The sequence below is a fragment of the Humibacter albus DSM 18994 genome, assembly GCF_000421825.1.
In the GTDB taxonomy this organism is placed as follows: domain Bacteria; phylum Actinomycetota; class Actinomycetes; order Actinomycetales; family Microbacteriaceae; genus Humibacter; species Humibacter albus.
In genome coordinates, this window is sequence record NZ_ATXT01000019.1 from 34,955 (window position 1) to 59,084 (window position 24,130).

Here is a 24,130-nt window from a genome sequence, read left to right on the forward strand (position 1 = left end):
CTACTCCGGAATGCGGCGACTCGAGGCGAGTTCGGAATACCAGCCGGCGCTGTCCTTCGGCAGGCGCTCCAGCGTGTCGTAGTCGACGCGGACGATACCGAATCGCTTGGAGTACCCGAAGCCCCACTCGAAGTTGTCCAAGAGCGACCACACGAAGTAGCCGCGCAGATCCACACCGTCCTGCAGTGCACGGTGCACGGCGGTGATGTGGCGGCGCAGGTAGTCGATGCGGTCGGCGTCGTGAACGGCGGCTCCCTCGGAATCGGGAGAGACGACATCCGGGAATGCCGCGCCGTTCTCCGTCACCATCAGCGGCTGCTCGGGGAACTCGTCGTGCAGCGAGACGAGCAGGTCGTAGAGGCCCTCCGGCTCGATGTTCCAGCCCATCTCGGTGTACGGGCCGGGCTGTTCCAGGAACTCGACGCGGTCGGCAGCCGGCCACGGCGAAGCACCGACGTCCTTGTGGCCGTCGGCGTGCTGGCGCTCGCTGCTGCCATCCCAGAGGCGCACCCGGTTGGTGGAGTAGTAGTTGACGCCCAGGATGTCGATGGGCTGGTTGATCGTGTCGAGGTCGCCCGGCTGCACGAACGACCAGTCGGTGACCGACTTGGTGTCCTCGAGCAGGTCTGCGGGGTACTCGCCCTTCAGCATCGGGTGCGTGAACGCGCGGTTGCCGAGTGCGTCGATCTGGCGAACGGCCTCGTCGCCCGTGTCGCCCTCGGGACGCAGCACGTGCAGGTTGAGAGTGACCGAATACTGAGCCTCGTCGTTCGCGACCGTTGCGCGCAGCGCCTGCAGCGCGAGGCCGTGGCCGAGATTGAGGTGGTGCACGGCGCGCAGTGCGTCGGCGCCATCGGTGCGGCCCGGTGCATGAGCGCCTGAGGCGTAGCCGAGGTAGGCGGAGCACCACGGCTCGTTCAGCGTCGTCCAGACGGCGACGCGGTCGCCCAGACGCTCGCCGACAGCGGCGGCGTAGTCGGCGAAGGCGTACGCGGTCTCCCGGTTGGGCCAGCCGCCCTCGTCTTCGAGCACCTGCGGCAGGTCCCAGTGGTAGAGCGTGGCGACGGGAGTGATGTCGCGCTCCAGCAGACCGTCGACGAGGCGCGAGTAGAAGTCGGCGCCCGGCAGGTTCACTTTGCCGCGACCCGTGGGGATGACACGGGGCCACGCGATCGAGAACCGGTACGCGTGCAGGCCGAGCTGTTTCATGAGGTCGAGGTCGGCATCCAGGCGGTGGTAGTGGTCGTCGGCCACGTCACCGGTGTCGCCGTTCCAGATCTTGCCCGGGGTGTGGCTGAAGGTGTCCCAGATGGACGGCTGACGGCCGTCGTCCTTGACCGCGCCCTCGACCTGGTACGACGCTGTCGCCGAACCGAAGACGAACGAGTCGGGGAACTGCAGACCGCTGTCGCGGTAGTCGTCACTGCCTTGTGTCATGTCTTTCCTGCCTGATCGACGCGTGGCCGCGGCACGGACGCCCTGCGTCTGGTTGTCATCGTCACGAGCGCGACTCCACGTTCGGATGCCCGTGAGAGCGCTCTTTCACTCCGTCACCCTAGCGGGTCCGGTGCTCCGGCTCCGATTCGACTCGAAACGATTCGTGCCTTGAATGGTGCGTCAGCGACGATACCGCCCCCAGGGCGCCCTCGGCTGCTCGCTGCGCCACTACCCACTACCACTTCCGCCGCCCGCTGCCCCTATCACCCACCAGCGACGCTTCGCCGCCCTCCGGCATCACGCCCACCCCTCCCGTCCACTCCGCTGTCGCAGAATGCGACCTCCACCGCCGCCGCCGCGCCCGCGTTTCGTGACACCGGAACGCCGAAGAAGAGCAAGCGGAGGTGCCACAAGAGCGTGCGGAGGTGCCACCTCGGAGGGCGGGGCGCGGCGCGGCGACGGCGCCCGTTCGGAATTCAGGCCCGCGCGCCGTGTCCGCGCGGCGCCGCAACCCCGGACAGCAGGAACCCGCGGGCCGCGCCCCGAGGCGCGACCCGCGGGCCTGAGTTATGAACGGGGAAGGCGGGTCAGTGCCGAAGCCCGCACGGCATCACCAGGTCGCCGGCGTCGAGTCCAGCGGCACCGCTTCCGGGCGCTCGAGGGTGCTCCCGATCTCGACCACGGAGTGATCGGCGGCAGCACGAAGGATGCCGTCCATCACCTCGAGCACGTGGAACGCCATCGCGCCACTGGCGCGATGCGGCCGATCCGTCTCGATGGCACGGGCCATGTCTGCCAAACCGAAGCCCCGGCCCGAGTCGGCCCAGCCGGCCGACACCGGCACGGTCTCCCACTCTCTCGTCGCCGCCAGGGCGATCTCGACGTCGCCGTCGAACCGGTTGGGATCAGGCACGGCCATGGTCCCCTCCGTGCCGAACACCTCGAACAGCGGCGCGCGCGACTTCCACACGTCGAAGCTCACGGTGAGGGTCGTGGTGAGGCCGTTCTCGTGCTCGAGCAGCGCGCTCACGTGAGTGGCGACATCCACGGGAATGGCCGTGCCCGCCAGCGGACCCGTCGCGACGCGGCGCTCGCGCGACGAGGTGGTCGCCACGCCGGAGACACGGGCGATCGGACCGAACAGGGTCACGATGCTCGTGAGGTAGTACGGCCCCATGTCGAGCAGCGGACCGCCGCCGGGCTGGTAGTAGAACGCCGGCGCCGGGTGCCAGAGCTCGTGCCCGGGTGCGCTCCAGTGGATGGCCGCGGCGATCGGCCGACCGATCGTGCCGTCGTCCAGCGTCTTGCGAGCGGTCTGGATGCCCGTGCCCAGCACCGTGTCCGGCGCGCTTCCCACGCGCAGTCCCTTCTGCTCCGCCAGAGCGAGCAGCGGCTCCGCCTCCGCCGGGTCGAGCGCGAGCGGTTTCTCACCGTAGACGTGCTTGCCCGATTGCAGCGCACGGATGCCGATGGCGGCGTGAGCCTGCGGAATCGTGAGGTTCAGAACCGCGTCGATGCCGGCATCCGCCAGCAGTTCGTCCACGGTCAGCGCCCGCACGCCCTGCTCGGCGGCGACCTCGCGTGCCCGCTCCTCGTTCATGTCCGCGACGGCGACGAGTTCGAGGTTCGGCAGGTTGGGGATGTGCGCGAAGTACTGCGTGCTGATGTTCCCGACGCCGATGACGCCGATGCGCAGCGCGCTCATTCCGACACCGCCGGGGCGGCGGTGACCTCGGCAGCAGAGGGTGCCGGCTGGCCGGATCCGCGAGCGGCCCAGAGCAGTCCGCGCTCGATGATGGTGCGCACGTTCGGGTCGTCCACCACCTCGAGCTTGTGGCCCGGCGCAGAGACGAAGATGCGCCCCTCGCCCCACAGCCGCGTCCAGATCGCGGGCGCCGTGACCGGCCGGTGCCAGGCATCCCACGACCGCACGCTCTGCGTCGTGGTGGCGAGCACGTCGTTCAGCTCGTCGCTCAGCACCCAGTACTGCTCGGTGACGAGGTCGAAGTCCTGAATGCCCTCGGTGATCGGGTGCACCTTGCCCAGCTCCGTGATGTGCACGGTGTAGGGAATGTAGTTGTCCGACTGCTCGCCGGCCAGTTGATCCTTGGGCGCCTTGTTCGCGTGATGCGCGAACTGGCCGCCGATCATGTGCAGGTAGTCGGCCTCGTTGCGGTAAGCATCCGCGATGCCGCCGTGCCAGCCCGCCATGCCCATGCCGTTCCGGACGGCGCGGTCGAGACCGGCCATCTGGTCCTTCTCGATGGTGTTCATGGTGTTGATCTGCACCAGCAGGTCGACGGTGTCCATGTAGGCCTCGTCGGTGTAGATCGCCGGCGATTCCTCGATGCGCACCTCGAAGCCGTTCTCTTTCAGGAACGGCACGAAGGAGTCGGTGGTCTGAACAGGCTCGTGCCCGTCCCAGCCGCCCCGCACGATGAGTGCGCGGCGTGTTGCGTCAGTCATTTTTTCCTCTCATCGAAGTCTTCTTTCTCCTCGGCGTAGCGGGTCTCATAACCCCTCCGTCGCGGCCCGGCCGCCCGTCGCCGGCCGGGCCGCCCCGAATTCATTGCTTGTCGCCGCCCCTGCCGCCCCGAGCCGCCGCCCCGCCGCAGGTTGCCGCTAGCGAGTGCTCCGAAATGTCGGCGCAAGGCGGGGTGTACAGAGTCGTTCGGGCGCATTCGGAGGAACGGGGCCGCGGCGACGCGGAAAGCGGAGACACCGGATGCGCGCAGCGCAGAACGGGCGGCGGTCAGCGGCTCTGCGAGAAGGCCGCGTCGAACGCCGCATCCGGCGGCGTGATCGTGGCGAGCTTGCGCACGAACTGCAGCGCCTCCGGGCCGCCGACGAGCCGATCCATGCCTGCGTCCTCCCACTCCACGCTGGTCGGGCCCTCGTAGCCGATCCAGTTGAGCGTGCGGAAGATGGGCTCCCACGGCACCTCGCCGTGCCCGGTCGAGACGAAGTCCCAGCCGCGCCGCGGGTCGCCCCACGGCAGGTGGGATGCCAGTCGCCCGTTTCGCCCGTTGAGTTGCGTCACCGACTCCTTGCAGTGCACGTGGTAGATCTTGTCGGCGAAGTCCTGCAGGAACGTCACCGGGTCGATCTGCTGCCACACGAAGTGCGACGGGTCGAAGTTGAACCCGAAGGCGTCGCGGTTGCCGATCGCCTCGAGCGTGCGCTTGCTCGACCAGTAGTCGAATGCGATCTCGCTCGGGTGCGGCTCCAGCGCGAACCGCACTCCGACCTCGTCGAACACGTCGAGGATGGGATTCCACCTGTCGGCGAAGTCCTGGTAGCCGTCGTCGATCATGGAGTCCGGAACAGGCGGGAAGCCCGCGATCGTCTTCCAGATCTTGGATCCTGTGAAGCCGGTCACCGTCTTCACGCCGAGGGCCGCTGCCGCACGGGCGGTGGTCTTCAGCTCCTCGGCGGCGCGCTGCCGCACACCCTCCGCATCCCCGTCGCCCCACACGTGCGGAGGCACGATGTCCTGGTGCCGCTGGTCGATCGGGTCGTCGCAGACGGCCTGTCCCACCAGGTGGTTCGAGATGGTGAAGACCTTCAGTCCGTTGCGCTGAAGGATCTCGAGACGGTTCTTCACGTAGGCCGGGTCGGTCGCCGCCTTGTTCACATCGAGGTGGTCGCCCCAACTGGCGATCTCCAGGCCGTCGTAGCCCCACTCACCGGCGAGCCGCGCCACTTCCTCGAAGGGCAGGTCGGCCCACTGACCGGTGAAGAGTGTGATCGGTCGCGTCATCGCGCGTTCTCCTTTGTGTCTCGTCGAGATGTGTGCTGTTCAGCTGCGGCGCTCGGGTCAGCCGACCTCGCGCCAGGCAGAACGGTCGCCGGCGGACGCCTCCACTGCGGCGAGCACGCGCTGCACCTGAAGTCCATCGTCGAACGACGGTCGTGGCTGCTCACCCGCGGCGATCGCCCGCACGAGATCGACGACCTGGTGCGTGAACCCGTGCTCGTAGCCCAGACCGTGCCCGGCAGGCCACCAGTTGCCCACATACGGATGCACCGGCTCGGTCACGATGATCCGCCGGAAACCCTGCGCCTCGCCGTCGTCCGATCCGTCGAAGTACTGCAGAATGTTGGACTCCTCGAAGTCGAATGCGAGCGAACCCTTCGAGCCGTTGACCTCGATGCGCATCGCGTTCTTGCGCCCGAGCGCGAACCGGGTCGCCTCGAAGACGCCGAGAGCTCCGTTCGCGAACCGCGCGGTGAACGCGGCGGCGTCATCCACGGTGACCGGGCCCTTCTCCCCCGCGTCCGACCCGTGACCGCCGAGGCCCACGAAATCTCCGCCGACCGGCCGTTCCTTCACGAACGTGTCCATGACGGCCGAGACGCCCGTGATCGACGAACCGATGATCCACTGCGCCATGTCGATGCTGTGCGCACCAATATCGCCGAGGGCGCCGCTGCCGGCCTTGCTCTTGTCCATGCGCCAGGTGAGCGGCGCCGTCTCATCGCTCAGCCAGTCCTGCAGGTACTGGGCCCGCACGTGGCGGATCTCGCCCAGCCGCCCCTCCTCGACGAAGCGCCGGGCGAGGGTCAGCGCCGGAGTGCGGCGATACGTGAACCCGCACATCGCGAACACACCGCGCTGCGCGGCCCGGCGCGCGACATCCGCCATCTCCTCGGCCTGCTCGACCGAATTGGCCAACGGTTTCTCGCACAGCACGTGCTTGCCCGCCTCGAGCGCGGCGATCGCGATCTCGCGATGAGTGTCTCCGGGCGTGCAGATGTCGATCAGATCGATGTCGTCGCGTTCGAGCAGGCGGTGCCAGTCGGTCTCCACGCTCTCCCAGCCCTGACGCTCGGCGGCTTCGGTGACCGCGGCGACGTTGCGGCCGGCCACGGCTGTCAGCTGCGGGGTGAGCGGGAGCTCGAAGAACCGATGGGCCGTGCGCCAGGCGTGGGCGTGCGCCGCCCCCATGAACGCGTACCCCACCATGCCGACCCGCAAGCGGGGCGTGCTGTCTGCCATCGCGACTCCTTCGTGACGCTCTCGGGCCTGGATCGCGTCGGAGTTGCGCAACTAGAAGGCGGAATCGACGCGGATGTCTTGATCATCGCATCGTACATCGGCGCAAATCAAGCGCGCACAGTGACTAGAGAGTTGCGCAACTTGGGTCCTACGATGGGCGGCATGAGCGACGGCACAGCGGGCGGAGGACCGCAGAGCGGCGAAACGTCGGCCCGGATGACCATGGCTGAGCTTGCGCGCCGAGCCGGCACCACCGTGCCCACGGTGTCGAAAGTGCTCAACGGGCGCTCCGACGTCTCCGTCACCACTCGGGAGCGGGTGATGCGGCTGGTGGACGAGACGGGCTACCGGCGGCGCACGAGGAAGGACTCCGCGCGCAGCCACGAGACCGGAGGCCTGGTGGACCTGGTGATCAGCAAGGTGGCCGGGTCGTGGGCGAACCTGGTGCTCAGCGGCGCGGAACGCGCGGCGGCCGACGACGGACTCGATGTCGTCGTGACGGTGGCCAGGCCGGATCAGGACGCGGGCGCCGACTGGGCGGCCCGCCTCCTCGCGCGCCGGTCGCGCGGCGCCGCGATCGCGCTGCTCACCCCCAGTCGTTCGCAACTGCAGCTGCTGAGCGCAGCGGGCATCCCGCTGGTGCTGCTCGATCCGTCCGCCGACTCCGCCGCCGGTGTGCCGAGCATCGGGACCACGGATTGGGCCGGCGGTTACGCCGCGGCCTCTCACCTGGTGGGCCTGGGACACCGCGAGCTGGCCGTCATCGCCGGCGCCGGCGACTTTCGCTACAGCCGCGCCAGGGTCGACGGGTTTCGCGCCGGCCTCGAGCAGGCAGGCATCCGGCTCTCCGATCGCCGGATCGGCGCGGCGGCCTGGGACCGGGAGAGCGCAACGGCCGTCGCCGAGCGCCTGCTCGCGCCGAGCAATCGCCCTACGGCCGTGTTCGCGTGTTCCGACGACATGGCGCTCGGTGTCTACGAGGCGGCAGCGCGCCACGGGCTGAAGGTCCCGAGCGATGTGAGCGTGGTGGGCTTCGACGATCTGCCGGAGTCCTCCTGGATCACCCCGTCACTGACCACCGTGCGCCAGCCGATCGAAGAGATGGCGGCGGCCGCGATGCGCAAGCTGCTGCGTATGCGATCCGGAATGTCCGCGGGCTCGGCCCGCGAGGAGTTGTCCACCGAATTGGTCGTCAGAGGGTCCACGGCAACGGCTGGGTAACGTTTTGGCCCTTCCCCGAAACGTCGTATAGCCTCTCCGTGAGAGCGCTCCCACGACTTGATCACATCTTGGTTTCAGTCGGTGCGACACGCGTGAGTACGCCTCATAAAATGTTGACACGTCCAACAAAAGATTGAAAGATAACCAGCACCGGCCGTGGAAGACGTGGCCGCGACCGACGCACCAATCTCACATTCAACGAAGAATCTCCGCTCGACGCCCGACGTCGGGACGGACGGAAGGGATCTGATAATGGCATCGGAATCCACAGGCGCAGCCTTCACCCGACGCGGCTTTCTCGGCCTCGCCGGCGGCGTCGCCGCGACGACTCTCCTCGCTGCCTGCTCCGGCGGCAGCGGCGGTTCCGGCGGTGGTGGCAGCAGCAAGCCGCTGAAGTTCTGGAACATGCCGTGGGGTAACACGGAGTTCAACAAGCTCGACAAGAAGATCACCCTGGCCTACAAGCCGAAGAGCGGTCTTCCGTCGGCCACCTATCAGGAGATCCAGTGGGCGAACTTCACCCAGACGTTCTCCTCGGCGGTCGCATCCAACACGGGTCCCGCGGTCAGCTCCGGTGGTGGCACCCAGGCGTTCCAGTTCGCCCATCAGGGCAAGATCGCCTACGCCGACAGCCTGCTGGACTCGTGGAAGAGCAACGGCATCTACGACGACTTCCTCGAGGGCCTGCTCGAAACCATGAAGACCGACGACGGCTATGCCGCCGTGCCGTACAACCTCGATGTGCGCTGCTCCTGGTACAACAAGACGCTGCTGTCGCAGGCGGGCGTCGACGTGCCGACCTCGTGGGACGAGTACAAGCAGGTCTGTGCTGCTCTCAAGAAGAACGGCGTCTATGGCTTCGGCCTGGGCTCGGGTGCCGGTAACTTCACCGGAAGCCACATCCTGACGGCGTTCATGATCAACAACGGCGGCGGCCTCTTCAACAAGAAGAAGGAGCCGGACTGCGTGACCTCCGAGAACGAAGAGGCCATGGAGTACGTGCTGGAGCTCGTGAAGAACGGGTACTCCGACCCCGCGGCGGCGACCTATACCAGCGCCAACGTGCAGTCGCAGTGGAAGGCCAAGAAGTTCGGCTACGGCTGGGACGGTGCAGGCCTCGCGGCCAGCGTCGGCGGCGATGTCGCTACGGACATGGTCGTCGGTGATCCGCTGACCAGCCCGTCGGGCAAGAAGGGCGGCATCTACTTCCCGAACAACATCATGATGTACAAGAACACCCCGAGCCAGAAGGGCTCCGAGGCGTTCCTCACCTACTACTACAAGAACATGTCCAAGCTGTGGACGCAGAAGACCGGCATCGGCCTGCCGCCGCTCAAGTCGATCGCGGACACCTCCGTGCTGAAGGCGGACCCGGTGACGGTGAAGATCCTGAAGGACTGGAACCCGATCTACGGCACGTGGGCGGCTCCGGGCGGCAAGGGCCTGTTCTACAACATCGCCAACACCGTCGACGGCACTCAGCCGATGATCAACTTCGCACAGTCGATCCTCGGTGGTAAGACGGATGCCAAGACGGCTCTGACGACGTTGCAGAACGCCATCGAAGGCCTCATGAAGTAATGGGCTGAATGCGGGTGGGCGCTGCGTGTTCGCGCGGGCCCACCCGTTTTCACCATGACGAGGTTCTTGCTCTAGCTCTAAGGAGATTCGCTGATGTCGACCGAGTCCGTGGCCGGCGCGCTGAAGAAGGCGCGTAACGGTGTGGGAGTGGCCGGGTCGGGCCGTTCACCCAGTTCGGGTAAACGGAATCGTGCCATGTCCCATACGTGGACATTCTTGCTGTTCGCCATTCCGTCGCTGTTGCTGCTGGTTCTGCTGAACCTGTATCCGGTGATCTACGCCGGTTGGCAGTCGCTGCGCAATGGCGACCTGATCGATGCCGGCGCGTTCGTCGGGTTCACGAACTACGTGGATGTGGTGCAGCAGCCGGGGTTCTGGCATGCGGCGGTCTTCACGCTCGTCTTCACCGTCGTGGGTGTGTTCGGGTCGTGGGCTGCCGGCCTGGGTCTTGGCCTGCTGTTGCGTACGAAGATCCCCGCGGGTGGCTTGTGGAAGGTTCTGCTTCTTCTGCCGTGGGTGGTGCCCACGGTGGTGTCGGCCACGTCGTGGAACTGGTTGGTCGCGACTCCGCAGTCCCCGTTGCCGGAGCTGGCCAAGGCGCTCGGTTTCGGGAATGTGCTGTTCTTGGCCGACCCGCTGCTGGCCCAGATCACGGTGTGCGTGTTCAAGGTCTGGATCAGCTTCCCGTTCATGATGATGATGATGTCCTCCGCGCTCGCGTCGGTGGACACGACGGTGTATGAGGCATCCAAGGTCGACGGTGCCGGCACCTGGCAGACGTTCCGGCAGATCACGCTGCCGATGATCTCCCGGACCACGTACGTGTCGTGGATCCTGATGACGATCTTCTGCGTCAACGACTTCCCGACGATCTTCCTGCTCACCGGCGGCGGCCCGGTCAACGCCACCCAGTCCCTGGTCGTGCTCGCCTACCAGACCGTGTTCCAGAACTACCAAGTCGGCCCCGGTGTCGCGATCGCGTTCTTGATGACCATCGTCCTCGTGATCATCTCCGTGCTGCTCTACCGCCAGATCAGGAAGGTGAACATCGAATGAGCGCCGAAACAACCGCCGACGAGCAGATCACCGGCCAGCTCAACTACGGTGTCAACGCCGGCAAGAAGCGTCGCAGTCTGTCCGAACTCGGCGAACGCGGCAAATGGTGGCGCCTGCTGGCGATCGTGGTCATCACCGCAATCGTGCTCGTGCCGATCATCGCTGTCGCGATCCTGTCCCTGACTCCGTCGCTGGGATCCACCGCCACCGGGCTCACGTTCGAGAACTACGGCAACGTGTTCGAACAGACCTCGGTCGGCACCTGGCTCGGCAACAGCCTCCTGGTCGCCGCGGTCACCGTGATCGTCGCCGTCGTCGTGGCGGCACCCGCCGGGTACGTCCTCTCCCGCGGCCGCAGCAAACTCGTGTCCTCCTACGCGCTGATCCTGTTCATCGTCCAGTCCCTGCCCGTGGTCACCGCCGTCATCCCGCTGTTCTTCCTGTTCGCCAAACTCGGACTGGTCGACAACCTCGTCGGCGTCATGATCATCTACAGCGGTTCCACGATGAGTGTGGCCGTATGGATGATGGCCGCCTACTTCGACTCCATCCCGATCTCCCTGGAAGAAGCAGCCTGGATCGACGGTGCCTCCGTGTTCGGCTCGTTCACCAGAGTCGTGCTGCGCAACTCACTGCCGGGCATCCTCTCCACCGCGATCTTCTCGTTCCTGCTCGCGTGGAACGACTACCTGATCGCGCTGGTCTTCCTCCGCAGCGACAAGAACTACACGCTCCCCATCGGCCTGAACACGTTCTTCCAGCAGAACCAGACCAACTGGGGACTCGTGATGGCCGTGGCCGTGATCATGATGCTCCCACCCATCATCGTCTTCGCCGTGTTGAACAAGTTCTTCTCCGTCGGCGGCATCGGCGGATCCCTCGCCGGAAGATAAACCCACACCTCAACCCACGACGAAGGGCGGCCGCGCACCCCGCGCGACCGCCCTTCGCGCACCCTGACACGATCGACGCGAGCACCGCGTCGACGACGACGAAAGAGACATCCAGATGAACACGGCTGACCACGCGGCCACGGCACCGCGTCCCGATGCACGGTGGCGCGACACCACTCTCCCGGCGGCAGAACGGGTCGACGCACTGATCGCCGAGATGACCCTTCGCGAGAAGGTGGCGCAGCTGTACGGCGTGTGGGTGGCATCCTCTCCGACCGGCGGCGATGTCGCGCCCTTCCAGCACGACATGAACGAAGACGCCGTCGAGCTCGAGGCGCTTCTCCCGCACGGCCTCGGTCAGCTGACGCGCTCGTTCGGGTCGGCTCCGGTGGATGCCGCGGTCGGCGTGGTCTCGCTGGCGCACAGTCAGAGGCGCATCATGGCAGCGAACCGATTCGGGATTCCGGCCATCGCGCACGAGGAGTGTCTGGCGGGATTCACGGCGTGGGGTGCGACGGCCTATCCCGTGCCGCTGTCGTGGGGCGCCACGTTCGATCCGGCGCTGATCGAGCGCGTCGCTCAGCGGATCGGCACGGGAATGCGCTCGGTCGGCGTGCACCAGGGTCTCGCGCCCGTGCTCGATGTGACGCGAGACCCTCGTTGGGGCCGCACCGAGGAGACGATCGGCGAAGACCCGTACCTGGTCGGCACCATCGCCACGTCGTATGTGCGCGGCCTGGAGTCCGCCGGCATCGTCGCCACCCTCAAGCACTTCATCGGCTATTCCGCATCGAAGGCCGCGCGCAACCTCGCGCCCGTGTCGATGGGGCGGCGCGAGTTCAACGACGTGATGGTGCCGCCGTTCGAGCTCGCCGTGCGCGACGGCGGCGTGCGCAGTGTCATGCACGCGTACACCGACGTGGACGGGGTGCCGTCCGCCGCGGACGAGACGCTGCTGACCGGACTGCTGCGCGACACCTGGGGATTCACGGGCACGGTCGTCGCTGACTACTTCGGCGTCGCATTCCTCAAGACGCTGCACGGTGTGGCCGGCACGTGGGGCGAGGCCGCGGCATCCGCTCTCCGGGCCGGCGTCGACGTGGAGCTGCCGACGGTGAAGGCGTACGGCGACCCGCTCGTCGCGGAGGTGGAGTCGGGCGACCTCGACGAGGCATACGTCGACCGTGCGCTGCGGCGGGTGCTCCTGCAGAAGGCCGAGTTCGGCATGCTCGACGAGGGCTGGTCGCCGTTGCCGGCAGGCTGGCGTGAGAACGATCTCGACGACATCGAGGCCGTGCGGGGACGCGTCGATCTGGACGCCGAGGCGGATCGGGCACTCGCCCGGGAAGTCGCCGAGCGCGCGGTGGTGCTGGTGCGCAACGACGGAATGCTCCCGCTGGCGCCCGACACGGGCATCCGCATCGCCGTGGTCGGGCCGCTGGCGGACGACCGGTTCGCGATGCTGGGTTGCTACTCGTTCCCGAGCCACGTGGGCACTCTGCATCCCGAGGTGCCGATCGGCATCGAGCTGCCGACCGTGTTGCAGAGCCTGCGGGCGGAGTTCCCGAACGCGACCATCACATTCGAGCCGGGCGTGAGCGTGGACGGCAAGGGCGACGCCACGGCCCAGTCGGATGACGCCCAGTCGAATGTCGCACGGTCGGGTGATGCGCAGTCGCATGCCCGGGAGTCGGATGTCGCGGGCATCGACCGCGCCGTCGCTGCGGCGGGTGACGCCGACCTGGTGATCGCCGTGCTCGGCGACCGCGCCGGCCTCTTCGGCCGCGGCACCTCCGGCGAGGGCTGCGACGCCGCGAGCATGCGGCTGCCCGGCCGCCAACAGGATCTTCTCGACGCGCTCGTCGCCTGCGGCACGCCCCTCGTCGCGACCCTCATCGAAGGACGCCCGTACTCGCTCGGCTCCGCGGCGGACACCGCCGGTGCCATCGTCGCCGCGTTCTTCCCCGGCGAAGAGGGCGGACCCGCGATTGCGGGCGTGCTGAGCGGCCGAGTGAACCCGAGCGGACGGCTGCCGGTGAGCATCCCCGCGATCGAGGGCGGACAGCCCGCCACCTACCTCGCCGCCCCGCTCGGTGGACCGACTGAGGTGTCGAACATCGACCCCCGGGCGAAGTACCCGTTCGGACACGGCCTCTCGTACACGTCGTTCGAGTGGTCGGATGCCGCGATCGACTCCGCGCAGACGACCACGTCGGGCTCGGTGACGGTGTCGCTCACCCTGAGGAACACCGGCGAGCGCGCGGGCATTGAGAACGTGCAGCTGTATCTGCACGACCCGGTGGCATCCGTAGTGCGTCCGGTGCAGCGGCTGATCGGGTACGCGTCGGTTCCGCTGGAGGCGGGAGCGGATGCCCGGGTGTCGTTCGAGGTGAACGCCGACCTCTCCGCATTCACCGGTCGCGATTACGCGCGGATCGTGGAGCCGGGCGAGCTCGAGCTGCGAATCGGGGCATCCAGTGGGGACATCCGGTTCGCGTTGCCCGTCACTCTGACCGGTCCGGTGCGCGAGGTCGACCACACGCGGGTGCTGCGCAGCGTGGTGACGGTGGAGTAGGCGGAGCTCAGGCGGCGGTTGCCGCCCACGGCACGCGGCGGCGGCGTGCGGCCATGACGACGCCGACAGCGGCGACCGGCACCACGACCGCATAGGCGGCTCCGGCCGCCGCACCGGGGCCGGAGCCGAACCCGTGCAGGGCGGAATAGAGTCCCCCGCAGATCATCGAGATCCAGGCCATGCTCGCCGTCTCGGCGAACGAGACGAGCGGGCCCACCCGCATGGCGGCATCCGGTCCCTCGAAGGCCTCAGACATGGCAAGCGGATACGCGATGCCCATTCCGAGCCCGGCGACCCCGGCAGCCACGATGACGGCCGCGATCGCGCCGGGACCGGACCCGGTGAAGCTCGTGACGACGAGTGCGAGGGCGGCGAGCACCATGAGCACGAGTCCGACGGTGACCCGGTCGGGCCTCGCGGACGGTCGCGGCCGCAGGCCCGCCAGCGTCCACATGATGAGCGCCGCCGTGATCGCGACGGATGCCCACAGCAGCCCGCTGCCGAACGCCTCGATCACGGTGACGGACAGCAGCGCATCGATGCCGGAGAATCCCGCGCACAACGCTCCGAACGAAAGCAGCACGCTGAACAGCCGCCCGCCGCGCGCACCTCGCCTCAGGAACGCGATGATTCCCACTCCCCCGCCGATCGCGGCCAGCACGAACAGCACGACGGACCAGAACCCTGCGGTCGTGGATGCCGCGGCTCCGACACCCAGCGCCGCCGCGACGATCACGCCAGCCACAGCACGCACCGGTTCCCTGGTCTTCTCCCACGGAATCGCCGAGGCGTAGGCGCCCATCAGGATTCTGGCTGCGAGCACCAGGAACGCGGGCCACGCGAACGCCCAGCGCCAGCCGACCCATTCGGCCACAACCGCGTTCAGCGCCGGACCGGCGATCGACGGAATCAGCCACACGAAGGCGTAGAGGCCGAGCACCCGCGGCCGCTCGCGGTCGTCGAACAGGCCGCCGATGGCCGACGACCCGAACCCCGTGATGAGACCGAGCCCGATGCCGCGCACCACCATGCCGGCGAGCACCCACTCCATCGTCGGGGCGAACACCGACAGCGCCACCCCGGCCAGGAAGATGACCGTCGCCCACGCGATGACGGCGGTAGGGCGCATCCTCGCCAGGATCGGCGCGCTGAACGACAGCATCAGCACGGCGGCGATGTTGCCGGCGGCGAGCGTCGCACCGAAGAGCGCGAACCCGTGCAGCTCTTGCGCCACCACGGGCAGCACGGTCGAGACTGCGAGGCCCTGCATGCCGCCGCCGAACTCGGCCAGGAGCATGCTGAACAGGAACACGCCGCGGCGGCCGTGGAAGACCTGCCGGATCGGCACCTGATCGCTACTCACCAGGTCACGCTACCCGCCAGCCTGCGACAACGCGGGGCTCGCCGCGGAAACGACTCGACGTCGCCGCCACGACCCGACGTCGCCGCCACGACACGGCCGACGATCCCGACGGTGTCTCCGGGAGCGTCCGCCGTGAGGAGGATCGTCGCCGTGCCTACGAGGTCACGGTCAGCGTCGCCGCCACCGGAAGATTCCCTGCCGACGGTCCGGCCGCCAGCCGGTACTCGCCCACCTGCACCCGCAGAGCGCCCGCGTGCAGCCAATCGATCGGCGCGCTTGCGAGCCTCACCGAGTCGTCCCACACCGCGAGACGTGCGAGCGAGAAGTCGAGCTCGACCGAGCGGCGCTCGCCCGGCGCCAGGTGCACGCGCTGGTACGCGACGAGGATGCGCAGCGGCGTGCCGATCGGAAGCCCGGCTTGGGGCAGCGCGTAGAGCTGAACCAGTTCCTCCGCGTCCCGGTCGCCGGTGTTGCGCACCGCGACTACCGCGCGCACGCGATCGGCCGTCGGCTCGTCGCCGGCCGGCTCGAAGGCCGCGTGGCGGTGCGTGGGCTCCGGCGCCACGGCCGTGGGGGCGATCAGGCCGACCGCCTCGTAGACGACCTTCGAATAGGTGCAGCCGTGTCCGAACGCGAACTCGTAGGCATCCGGCTGGTGACGGTAGGTGGCCTTCTGCGCCGCGGTGTCGTAGTCGAACAGGTCGCCCGCCTGCTCCGGGCGGGCCGGCCAGGACTGGGCGAGTCGACCGCGCGGCTCCTTGTCGCCGCTGAGCACGTCCGCGAGGCCGCGACCGAGCTCCTGGCCGCCGTGGCTGGACCAGACGATGGTGGCGGCATCCCGAACCCCTTCGGGCAGCACGTACGGGTAGCTGGAGATCACGGTGAGAACGGCGCGGTCGTTCGCGGCACGCGCCACCCGGAACAGCTCCGCCTGCGACTCCGGCAGGTACAGATGGGGACGGTCTTGCGTCTCGCGGCCCGACAGGTGCGGTTCGTTGCCGACGGCCACGAAGACCACGTCGGCGAGCGCGGCGGCACGAGCGACGGCATCCTGTCCCGAGACCAGCGTGCGCACGGTGAACCGCTCGGCCTCCTCGAGCGTCACCGCCTCGGCGGCGAGCAGGCCCGAGTCGCGGAACACTCTGACCCAGCGGCCGGTGCCCAGGTTGAGCAGCGACCACGTTCCGTCGGCGTGCACGTGGCGGCGGAAGCTCTCGTGCACGACCCACTCGCCCACGCTCTCGGCGTCAGCGTGCATCGGCCACGCGGCGCCGGTGAGCAGTCTGCCGCTGGCGGCGGAGCGCAGCGTGAGGATGCCGTCGCCCCAGTCGGTCACGTCGAAGCGCGTCGCCTCGTCAGCCGTCTGCGCACCCGCATCGACCTGGCCGCCATCGGTCGTGACGGTGACGTAGTGTCCGGCCGAGGCCGAGCGCAGCGCGATCGTGTCGGCGCCCGTCACCGTCATGATCTCCGCGTCGGGGTAGCGCTGCGCGAGCCCGGATGCGAGTCCGAACTCGTAGGGCGGCGTGCCCGAGTACCAGTCCATGAGCACCGCGTCGGCCAACGGACCGACCACGGCGATCGACTCCGGTTGCGCGAGCGGCAGCACCGCGGCATCGTTGCGGAGCACGACGGCCGAGGCGGCCACGACCTCGCGGGCCAGCTCTCGCGAGGCGGGCGCGTCGAGATCGTCGGCCGTGATGGACGCGTACGGGTCGTCATCCCCGTCGAACTCGCCGGTGCGCACCCGCAGTTCCAGGAGACGCAGCACCGCGGCATCCACCTCCGCCATGGTGAGCTGCCCGTTCGCGAGCGCGTCGTTCACGTACCCGATGGTGGGCTCGGCGTTGGTCTCGTTGTCGGTGAAGGAGTCCATACCGCTTCGAAGCAGCGCCGCACTGGCCGACACGTGGTCCGGATGGGCGCGCTGCGTGGTCACGAGGAAGCTCGGCGCGCCCGCGTCCGAGACGAACGCGAGCGACTCGGATGCCCACGACCGCGCCTCGGACACGAGCTCCGGCTGCGTGTGCGCCGGGATGCCGTTGATCCGGTTGTACGCGAGCATCACGGCACCGGCGGCACCGGTCTCCAACGGCGCCCGGAACGCGGGCAGCTCCTCCTCGTGGAGGGTGCGCAGCGACATGTTCGACGACGTGGTCGAGCGGTCGGTCTCGTTGTTGTACGCGAGGAAATGCTTGAGCGTCGGCACCGTGCGCCAGACCCGCTCGTGGTCGCCGCGCAGGCCCCGCGCGTAGGCGGTGCCGAAGTGTGCGGTGAGCTGCGGGTCCTCGGAGTAGCCCTCCTCGTTGCGGCCCCAGCCGGGGTGGCGCAGCGTGTTCACCACCGGGGCCCACACGTTCAGCCCGACGGAGTGGTCGGCGGCGCGCTTGGCGCGCACCTCGATCGACGTCACCTCGCCGACAGCCTTCAGCAGGTCGGTGTCCCAGGTGGTCGCGAGCCCGACGGCCTGCGGAAAGGTGGTCGCCGTGCCGAGCCAGGCCACGCCGTGCAGCGCCTCGCACCCGGTGTGGAACCGCTCGACGCCGAGGCGTTCGATGGCGGGCGCCGCCTGGTGCAGCATGGCGATCCGCTCGTCGGCGGTGAGCCGGCCGAGCAGGTCGCGTGCACGCTCGGAGACGGACAGGTCGGTGCGGCGGAATGCGTCGGCGGTCATCGGTGGCCCTCCTGAAGCGTGTCGTCGAGTGAAATCGTGAGCTCGCCGGCGGCGTCGGCATGCGCGAGGGCATCCCCCGCCTGCAGCGACCAGGATGCCCGTGCGTCGTCCGAGCTCGCAGTGATCGCGTTCCCGTCGCGCCGCACCCGGAACGTCGTGTCGGCGGCCCCGTCGTGCCCGGGCACGACCACGAGCTCGTCGTATCCGTCGGGCAACTCGAAACAGCGAAGGGTGACGCCGTCGGCCCAGTCGTAGTCCGGGCGTTCGTCCCTGGCCCCGAACGGCAGCACCGTGCCGGGACGCACCAGCAGCGGCAGCGAGTCGAAGCCGTGCTTCTCCACCTGCCAGCGGTAGCCGTCGCGACTCGAGCCGTCGAGCAGCGCGGTCCACTGGCCCTGCGGCAGGTAGTACTCGACGCTGCCGTCAGCGGTGAACACGGGGGCGACGAGCAGCGAGTCGCCGAGCATGTACTGGCAGTCCGCGTCGTAGCCGCCACGGTCATCCGGGAACTCCAGCACCATCGGGCGCATCATCGGCGTCCCCTCGGTGTGCGCCTGCCGTGCGGCCTGGGCCAGATAGGGCATGAGCCGCATCTTGAGCTTGGTGAACTCGCGGGCGATGTCGACCGACTCATCGTCGAACGCCCAGGGCACACGCACCGAGTCGGAGCCGTGCAGACGAGAGTGCGAGCTGAGCAGGCCGAACGCGAGCCAGCGCTTGAACAGCGCGGGATCGGGTGTGCCCTCGAAGCCCCCGATGTCGTGGCTCCAGTACCCGAAGCCCGACATCGCGAGCGAGAGGCCGCCGCGCAGGGACTCCGCCATCGACGCGAACGACGAGTCGCTGTCGCCGCCCCAGTGCACCGGATACTGCTGACATCCGGCCGTGGCCGATCGCGCGAACACGATCGCCTCCCCCCTGCCACGCCGTCGTTCGAGCGCCCGGAAGACCGCGCCGTTGTAGAGCTTCGCGTAGTAGTTGTGCATGCGACGTGGGTCGGACCCGTCGTGCCAGGCGACGTCATCCACCGGCACTCGCTCGCCGAAGTCCGTCTTGAAGGCGTCGATCCCCTGATCCATCAACGCCTCGAGCTTGCCGATGTACCACTCGACCGCCGCGGGATTGGTGAAGTCGACGAGGCCCATTCCGGCCTGCCAGAGATCCCACTGCCAGATGCTTCCGTCGGTGCGCTTGAGCAGGTATCCGGCCTCCGCCGCCTCCCCGAAGAGCGCCGAGCGCTGCGCGATGTAGGGGTTGATCCAGGCCGACACGTGCAGGCCCTTGTCATGCAGGCGCGACAGCTGACCCTCCGGGTCGGGGAAGAAGCGGGCGTCCCATTCGAAGTCGGTCCACTGGAACTCGCGCATCCAGAAGCAGTCGTAGTGGAAGACGCTGAGCGGGATGTCGCGCTCGGCCATGCCGTCGACGAACTCGTTCACGGAGCGCTCGTCGTAGCTGGCCGTGAACGACGTGGTCAGCCACAGGCCGAACGACCAGGCCGGTACCTTGGCCGGACGGCCCGTGAGCGCGGTGTACCGTCGCAGCACGTCCTTGGGCGCCGGGCCCCCGATCACGTAGTACTCCAGCGACTCGCCTTCGACCGAGAACTGCACGCGGGAGTTCACCTCGCTCGCGACCTCGAACGAGACGTTCGCCGGGTCGTCGACGAAGACGCCATAGCCACGGCTCGTGATGTAGAGCGGGATGTTCTTGTAGGCCTGCTCACTGGAGGTCCCGCCATCCGCGTTCCACGTGTCGACGACCTGGCCGTTCTTCACGAAGGCGCCGAAGCGCTCGCCGAGTCCGTAGACGCGCTCTCCCGCATCGAGCGAGAGCTGCTGGTGCATCCAGGTCGCGGCGCTCTGGCCCAGTGCCTCTTCTCGCGTGACGTGACCGATGGAGCGCGGCAGCGAACTGGTGAGAAGCGTCTCGCCGTGCTCGAAGTCGAACCGCCATGGGCCCTTGCGCGCCACGCGCACCCTCAGGTCGCCGGTGGTGAGCACACCGAACTCGTCGTCGATCTCGATGGTCGGACGAAAGGATTCCTGGGCGAACTTCTCGAAGTCCGGCCCGCGGTGCACCGCACCCGCGTGGTGTTCCGCGCGCACCTTGATCACACCCGGCGCGGGAGAGGAGAACGTGACCGTGAGCATCGCCAGGTTGAGCGTGTCGCCGCGCTGCCTGATCGGCTTGGTGGGGGCGTACACGGTCATCGTGCCGGCATCCGGATCCGCGCGGATGTCGTCCACCTCGATCGCGTAGATCGGCTTCAGTCCCGGCCTCGTCAGCCAGTATCCATCGGTGAATTTCACGTAGTCAGCCTTTCTGTCAGCACCATCGCCGCGCCCGGCGCCACAGTTGCGGCACGGTCGAATTCTTCGTCGGTCAGCAGGTCGCGCATCGCTGCGGGGAGAACGAGCTCCGCGCCGTGCCGACCGTGGTTGAGCAAGAACAGGTGGTCGCCGCGGCGCACCGCCTCGAGCCCCTGGGGTAGCGAGCCTTCCGGGCGCGGTGGCACCCCCACCACGTTCGTGACGCCCGCGTCGCGGAGTGCGTCGGTGAGAACCGCCGCGAGCAGTTCGTCAGAGACGACTGCTCCGACGTACCAGGCACGGCCTTCGCCGAACGCGTGGCGGGTGATCGCGGGAAGGCCGGCGTAGACCCCGTCGCCGAAGGCCGCCAGCACGTCGGCGCCGTCGGCGCGCAGCCGCTCGGCGAGAACGCTCGCCGTTCTGCCTACCGCCGGCGCGGCATCCCACGCCTCGTCGACGACGAGTGGTGCACCGTCGGGAAGACCGCTCCACTCCTCGCCGCTGACACCGAGCAGGTCGCGCAGGAGCGCCGGAGACCGGCCTTGCAGGAGGTGCCCGTGCCGGTCTGCGACGCCGCTGAACGGCCCGACCACGAGCCGCGCACCGCCCGACACCGCATCACGGAGCGCATCGGCGGCCCCAGGCTCGATCACATAACTGTGCGGCACGAGCACGACGCAGTGATCGCCGGCGTCGTCACCCGGGCGCAGAACGTTCGCCGCCACGCCGTTGCGCCACAGCACCCGGTACCAGCGTTGCACCTGCTCGATCGTGCGCAGCCGCTCTGTCGGACGGGCCGGTTCCTCGGAGGCCCACCACGACGGCCAGTCGAAAAGGATGCCCACGCGCGCGTTCACCCTTGCGCCGACCACGGGTCGCAGCCGACGCAGGTCGGCGCCCAACCGCTCCACGCCGTGGAAAACCGCCGAGTCGTCGCCGGCTGCCGGAAGCATCGCCGAGTGGAAACGCTCGGGGCCGCTGCGGGCCTGGCGCCACTGGAAGAAGCAGATGCCGTCGGCGCCGCGCGCGACGGCCTGCAGACTGTCGAGCCTGCCCTTCTGCGGAGTCTTCGCGAGGTTGTGCTCGCGCCACGACACCGCGCTGATGGCCTGTTCCATGAGCAGCCACGGCCGGCCACCGCCGAGAGAGCGCATGAGATCCTGCACCAGCGCGATGTCGGCGGGGGCGTGCTCGTCTCCAGGGTCGGGGTACTGGTCATCCGCGATCACATCGACGGCGTCGGCCCACGACCAGTAGTCGGCGTGCGGGAAGAACCCCATGAAGTTCGTCGTGATCGGCTGCGTCGCTCCGGCCTCGCGGATCGCGTCACGCTGCTCGCCGTAGCACCGCAGCAGTTGGTCGGAGGAGTAACGACGGAAGTCGAGCGACTGCGTCGGGTTGATCGTGTACGGCGCGCGGCGCGGCGGCAGAACCTCGTCGAACGAGCCGTAGCGCTGCGACCACACGGCCGTGCCCCACGCCTCGTTCAGCGCGTCGATCGTGGCATACTCCCGGCGCAGCCAGAGCCGGAACTCGCGTGCGGCCTCGTCACCGTGGTCGAGCTGCCCCCACTCGTTGCCGACGTGCCACATGCGCACACTCGGATGCCTCGCGTAGCGTTCCGCAAGATCCCGCGTGATGGCCAGCGCGTGCTCCCGGTACACCGCCGACGCCGGCGAGAACTGGTTGCGCGAGCCCGCGGACAGCCGTACGCCGTCGCGGTCGACCGGAAGCGTTTCCGGGTGTCGAATGCCGAGCCAGGGCGGTGGGGATGCCGTCGGCGTCGCCAGGTCGACCGCGATCCCGTTCTCGTGCAGCAGGTCGAGCACCTCGTCGAGCCAGGTGAAGTCGCGCTCGCCCGGAACCGGTTCGATTCGAGACCAGCTGAAGACGCCCACGGTGACGAGGTTGACTCCGGCGCGACGCATGAGCCGCACATCGTCGTTCCACACCTCGCGCGGCCATTGCTCGGGGTTGTAATCACCCCCGAAGCACAACCCGAGATCCGCGCAGAGCGCCGCGAAACCGGACCCGGCCCGGTCGGCCGAGGCACGGGCATCCGCCGGGCGATCCGTCGTTGGCATCGTCAATTCCATACCTTCTGCACCGTTGTCGAAGCGTTTCAACATTGCGACCTTATAGGATGACGCAAGTGGTGTCCACGACGTGTCGAAACGCCGCCGACTTCTTGCCGCCGAGCGGCGCGAGCTGTCACGGATGACGCGGGGAACGATGCCGTAGAAGGGCAGGAGACTTTCGATGGTCACGATCGCGGATGTCGCCGAGGAGGCGGGCGTCTCCATCTCGACCGTGTCGTACGTGATGAGCGGCAAACGCACGATCTCGCCCGAGACGCGCAAGCGCGTGGAGCGGGCGATCACCACGCTCGGCTTCAGCCCGCACGCCGGCGCACGGTCGCTGGCGTCCAGATCGACGAACGTCATCGGGCTGCAGATCCCGCTGCGCTCCGGAGTCGACGTGCACGTGGTGATGGAGATCGTCACCGGGCTCGTCGCGCGGGCGCGCACGCACGGGTACGACATCCTGCTGTTGACGAGCGACGACCTTCGGGGCATGGAGCGCGCGGCGAGAGGGTCGATGGTCGATGCCCTCCTGCTGATGGATGTCGAATCCGACGATCCCCGCATCGGCGTGCTCGCCCAGCTCCCCCAGCCGAGCCTGTTGATCGGGCTTCCGGAGGGCCGGCGCGCCGTTCCCTGCGTCGACTTCGACTTCGAGGAGGCCGGCTGGCTCGCCGTGGATAGGCTGCGCGCCCTCGGTCATCGTCGCCTCGCCTTGATCGGCTCGCCCGAGGAGGTCATGGAGCGGCACACGTCGTATGCCGATCGCCTCGCCCGTGGCTTTCTCGCCGCGTGCGCGGCGGCCGGCGTGGACGGTTCGGTGCACGCCTGCCCTCCGGGCGCCGAGGCCGGCGCCCTGGTGGACGAGGTGCTCGCCCACGACGCGGACGTGAGCGGGTTTCTCGTGCACAACGAGTCAGCACTGCCGCACGTCTTCGCCCGCCTGGTCGACCTGGGCAAGCACACCACCGGAAAGCCCGCGGTCGTGGCACTGTGCCCCGACGACGTCGCGCTGTCGGTCCCGGCCCCGATCGACAGCATCGCCGTGCCGGCCGAAGCGCTCGGCGAAGCCGCGGCCGAGGTGATCTGCGACATGATCGCCGGCGGCACCCCCGCCGGCGTTCGCCTCATCGCGCCGACCCTGACCGTGCGCACGACGCCGGCCACCGCGAAATGACGCCGACCGCATGAAGGTCAATCTTGACGGCAAGACAATGCAGGGCGCCTCGGCGTTCGTCATGTTCATCGCCCTCAACGTGGTCTTCCTGGTCACGTGCATCCCGATCGTCACCATAGGGATGGCCACGAGCGCGCTGTTCGAGGTGACGATGCGCTACTCCGACGAGGAGAGCGGACATCTGCTCAAGGACTACTTCGTCGCGCTCAAGTCGAATGCCGGCAGGGCGAGCGTCGTTTATCTCTGCTTCATCGTCCCGACGCTGCTGCTCGCCTTCGCCGGATTCTTCTGGCTGTTCCAGGGCAGCGCCATCTCGATCGCGGTCGCCGTCATCGCGTTCCTCGGCGCCGTCTACTTGTTCGCCGCATTCCTCTACGGCATGGCGCTGGTCGCGCGGTACCGCGCGACGCTGCGGCAGACCCTCAAGAACGCCCTGCTGCTGCCGGCGGCCGAGCCCTGGCGGACGTTCGTGCTGGTCGTCATCCCTGCGACTCTGGTGAGTCTCACCGCCGCGTTCTCGCCGTTTCTGATCGTGATGCTCAGCGTCGGGTTCTCGGTGAGCGCCTACGCCGTCAGCTTCCTGCTGCGGGGTGTCTTCGCCCGGCACTGAGGCACCGCGCGGCAGTACCGTTCCTGACGTGTGCGCCTGCGCATCTTGCGATGGCCGCACGAAGCGCGTTCCGAGGGCCGCCGGCCGACACGGGAACGGGGCCCGGCTTGCGCCGGGCCCCGTTCCTGCTAGGTGTCGCTACACGATCTGT

Annotated in this window: 16 protein-coding genes; 7 read left to right on the plus strand and 9 right to left on the minus strand. The window is 68.4% G+C overall.

Annotated features, from left to right (window positions below; translation table 11 throughout):
* The 5 genes from H623_RS0115765 to H623_RS0115785 form a co-directional block, all read right to left on the minus strand.
* Positions 1-1,437, minus strand: coding sequence for a GH1 family beta-glucosidase (locus H623_RS0115765; RefSeq protein WP_022901891.1), 1,437 nt, complete (start codon positions 1,435-1,437; stop codon positions 1-3).
* A gap of 610 nt (positions 1,438-2,047) precedes the next feature.
* Positions 2,048-3,142 (minus strand): Gfo/Idh/MocA family protein, encoded by a 1,095-nt coding sequence (locus H623_RS0115770; protein ID WP_022901892.1) that lies wholly within the window; start codon positions 3,140-3,142, stop codon positions 2,048-2,050.
* Positions 3,139-3,903: a ThuA domain-containing protein gene (locus H623_RS20500; RefSeq protein ID WP_022901893.1), complete on the minus strand. Its 765-nt coding sequence runs from the start codon at positions 3,901-3,903 to the stop codon at positions 3,139-3,141. The genes H623_RS0115770 and H623_RS20500 overlap by 4 nt, the downstream gene beginning before the upstream one ends.
* 286 nt (positions 3,904-4,189) lie before the next feature.
* A complete protein-coding gene (locus H623_RS0115780; RefSeq protein WP_022901894.1) occupies positions 4,190-5,197 on the minus strand; it encodes a sugar phosphate isomerase/epimerase family protein in 1,008 nt (335 codons plus the stop codon).
* A 57-nt stretch (positions 5,198-5,254) separates the two neighbouring features.
* The gene (locus H623_RS0115785) at positions 5,255-6,436 is read right to left on the minus strand and encodes a Gfo/Idh/MocA family protein (RefSeq protein WP_022901895.1); all 1,182 of its coding nucleotides are present in this window, start codon (positions 6,434-6,436) and stop codon (positions 5,255-5,257) included.
* Between the two features lie 162 nt (positions 6,437-6,598).
* On the opposite strand from H623_RS0115785, the gene H623_RS0115790 reads away from it, so the two are divergent.
* The 5 genes from H623_RS0115790 to H623_RS0115810 all read left to right on the plus strand — a co-directional run bounded on the left by H623_RS0115790 (position 6,599) and on the right by H623_RS0115810 (position 13,762).
* Complete coding sequence (locus tag H623_RS0115790; RefSeq protein WP_022901896.1) at positions 6,599-7,657, plus strand: LacI family DNA-binding transcriptional regulator; 1,059 nt, start codon at positions 6,599-6,601, stop codon at positions 7,655-7,657.
* Positions 7,658-7,909: 252 nt separating this feature from the next.
* Positions 7,910-9,238, plus strand: coding sequence for an ABC transporter substrate-binding protein (locus H623_RS0115795; RefSeq protein WP_022901897.1), 1,329 nt, complete (start codon positions 7,910-7,912; stop codon positions 9,236-9,238).
* 93 nt (positions 9,239-9,331) lie between these two features.
* Positions 9,332-10,294 carry a carbohydrate ABC transporter permease gene (locus H623_RS0115800; protein WP_022901898.1) on the plus strand — a complete coding sequence of 321 codons (963 nt, stop codon included), beginning with the start codon at positions 9,332-9,334 and terminating at the stop codon, positions 10,292-10,294.
* Positions 10,291-11,187 (plus strand): carbohydrate ABC transporter permease, encoded by an 897-nt coding sequence (locus H623_RS0115805; protein ID WP_022901899.1) that lies wholly within the window; start codon positions 10,291-10,293, stop codon positions 11,185-11,187. Before H623_RS0115800 ends, H623_RS0115805 begins: the two co-directional genes overlap by 4 nt.
* Positions 11,188-11,302: 115 nt before the next feature.
* On the plus strand, positions 11,303-13,762 hold the full coding sequence (locus H623_RS0115810) for a glycoside hydrolase family 3 N-terminal domain-containing protein (protein WP_022901900.1): 2,460 nt from the start codon (positions 11,303-11,305) through the stop codon (positions 13,760-13,762).
* 7 nt (positions 13,763-13,769) lie between these two features.
* On the opposite strand, the gene H623_RS0115815 is transcribed toward H623_RS0115810, so the two are convergent.
* The 4 genes from H623_RS0115815 to H623_RS20505 all read right to left on the minus strand — a co-directional run bounded on the left by H623_RS0115815 (position 13,770) and on the right by H623_RS20505 (position 22,195).
* Positions 13,770-15,125, minus strand: a complete 1,356-nt coding sequence (locus H623_RS0115815; protein ID WP_157561007.1) for an MFS transporter — start codon at positions 15,123-15,125, stop codon at positions 13,770-13,772.
* Between the two features lie 154 nt (positions 15,126-15,279).
* Entirely contained in the window at positions 15,280-17,799 is a 2,520-nt protein-coding gene (locus tag H623_RS0115820) for a glycoside hydrolase family 3 protein (RefSeq protein ID WP_022901902.1), read from the minus strand.
* The gene (gene yicI / locus H623_RS0115825) at positions 17,796-20,111 is read right to left on the minus strand and encodes an alpha-xylosidase (RefSeq protein ID WP_022901903.1); all 2,316 of its coding nucleotides are present in this window, start codon (positions 20,109-20,111) and stop codon (positions 17,796-17,798) included. The genes H623_RS0115820 and yicI overlap by 4 nt, the downstream gene beginning before the upstream one ends.
* The gene (locus tag H623_RS20505; protein ID WP_022901904.1) at positions 20,108-22,195 is read right to left on the minus strand and encodes a beta-galactosidase; all 2,088 of its coding nucleotides are present in this window, start codon (positions 22,193-22,195) and stop codon (positions 20,108-20,110) included. Before H623_RS20505 ends, yicI begins: the two co-directional genes overlap by 4 nt.
* Before the next feature lie 175 nt (positions 22,196-22,370).
* Here H623_RS20505 and H623_RS0115835 point away from each other — a divergent pair, with 175 nt between their 5' ends.
* Together H623_RS0115835 and H623_RS0115840 are read left to right on the plus strand one after the other, a co-directional pair.
* Complete coding sequence (locus tag H623_RS0115835) at positions 22,371-23,369, plus strand: LacI family DNA-binding transcriptional regulator (protein WP_022901905.1); 999 nt, start codon at positions 22,371-22,373, stop codon at positions 23,367-23,369.
* A gap of 10 nt (positions 23,370-23,379) precedes the next feature.
* Positions 23,380-23,979, plus strand: a complete 600-nt coding sequence (locus H623_RS0115840) for a DUF624 domain-containing protein (protein WP_022901906.1) — start codon at positions 23,380-23,382, stop codon at positions 23,977-23,979.
* The last annotated feature ends 151 nt before the right edge of the window (positions 23,980-24,130 follow it).

Coding starts and splice junctions, on each gene's coding strand:
- H623_RS0115805 (WP_022901899.1), top strand. CDS start 10,291: ATGAGCGCCGAAACAACCGCCGACGAGCAGATCACCGGCCAGCTCAAC.
- H623_RS0115780 (WP_022901894.1), bottom strand. CDS start 5,197: ATGACGCGACCGATCACACTCTTCACCGGTCAGTGGGCCGACCTGCCC.
- H623_RS0115785 (WP_022901895.1), bottom strand. CDS start 6,436: ATGGCAGACAGCACGCCCCGCTTGCGGGTCGGCATGGTGGGGTACGCG.
- H623_RS0115835 (WP_022901905.1), top strand. CDS start 22,371: ATGGTCACGATCGCGGATGTCGCCGAGGAGGCGGGCGTCTCCATCTCG.
- H623_RS20505 (WP_022901904.1), bottom strand. CDS start 22,195: ATGCCAACGACGGATCGCCCGGCGGATGCCCGTGCCTCGGCCGACCGG.
- H623_RS0115795 (WP_022901897.1), top strand. CDS start 7,910: ATGGCATCGGAATCCACAGGCGCAGCCTTCACCCGACGCGGCTTTCTC.
- H623_RS0115800 (WP_022901898.1), top strand. CDS start 9,332: ATGTCGACCGAGTCCGTGGCCGGCGCGCTGAAGAAGGCGCGTAACGGT.
- H623_RS0115820 (WP_022901902.1), bottom strand. CDS start 17,799: ATGACCGCCGACGCATTCCGCCGCACCGACCTGTCCGTCTCCGAGCGT.
- H623_RS0115770 (WP_022901892.1), bottom strand. CDS start 3,142: ATGAGCGCGCTGCGCATCGGCGTCATCGGCGTCGGGAACATCAGCACG.
- H623_RS0115840 (WP_022901906.1), top strand. CDS start 23,380: ATGAAGGTCAATCTTGACGGCAAGACAATGCAGGGCGCCTCGGCGTTC.
- H623_RS20500 (WP_022901893.1), bottom strand. CDS start 3,903: ATGACTGACGCAACACGCCGCGCACTCATCGTGCGGGGCGGCTGGGAC.
- H623_RS0115810 (WP_022901900.1), top strand. CDS start 11,303: ATGAACACGGCTGACCACGCGGCCACGGCACCGCGTCCCGATGCACGG.
- H623_RS0115765 (WP_022901891.1), bottom strand. CDS start 1,437: ATGACACAAGGCAGTGACGACTACCGCGACAGCGGTCTGCAGTTCCCC.
- H623_RS0115790 (WP_022901896.1), top strand. CDS start 6,599: ATGAGCGACGGCACAGCGGGCGGAGGACCGCAGAGCGGCGAAACGTCG.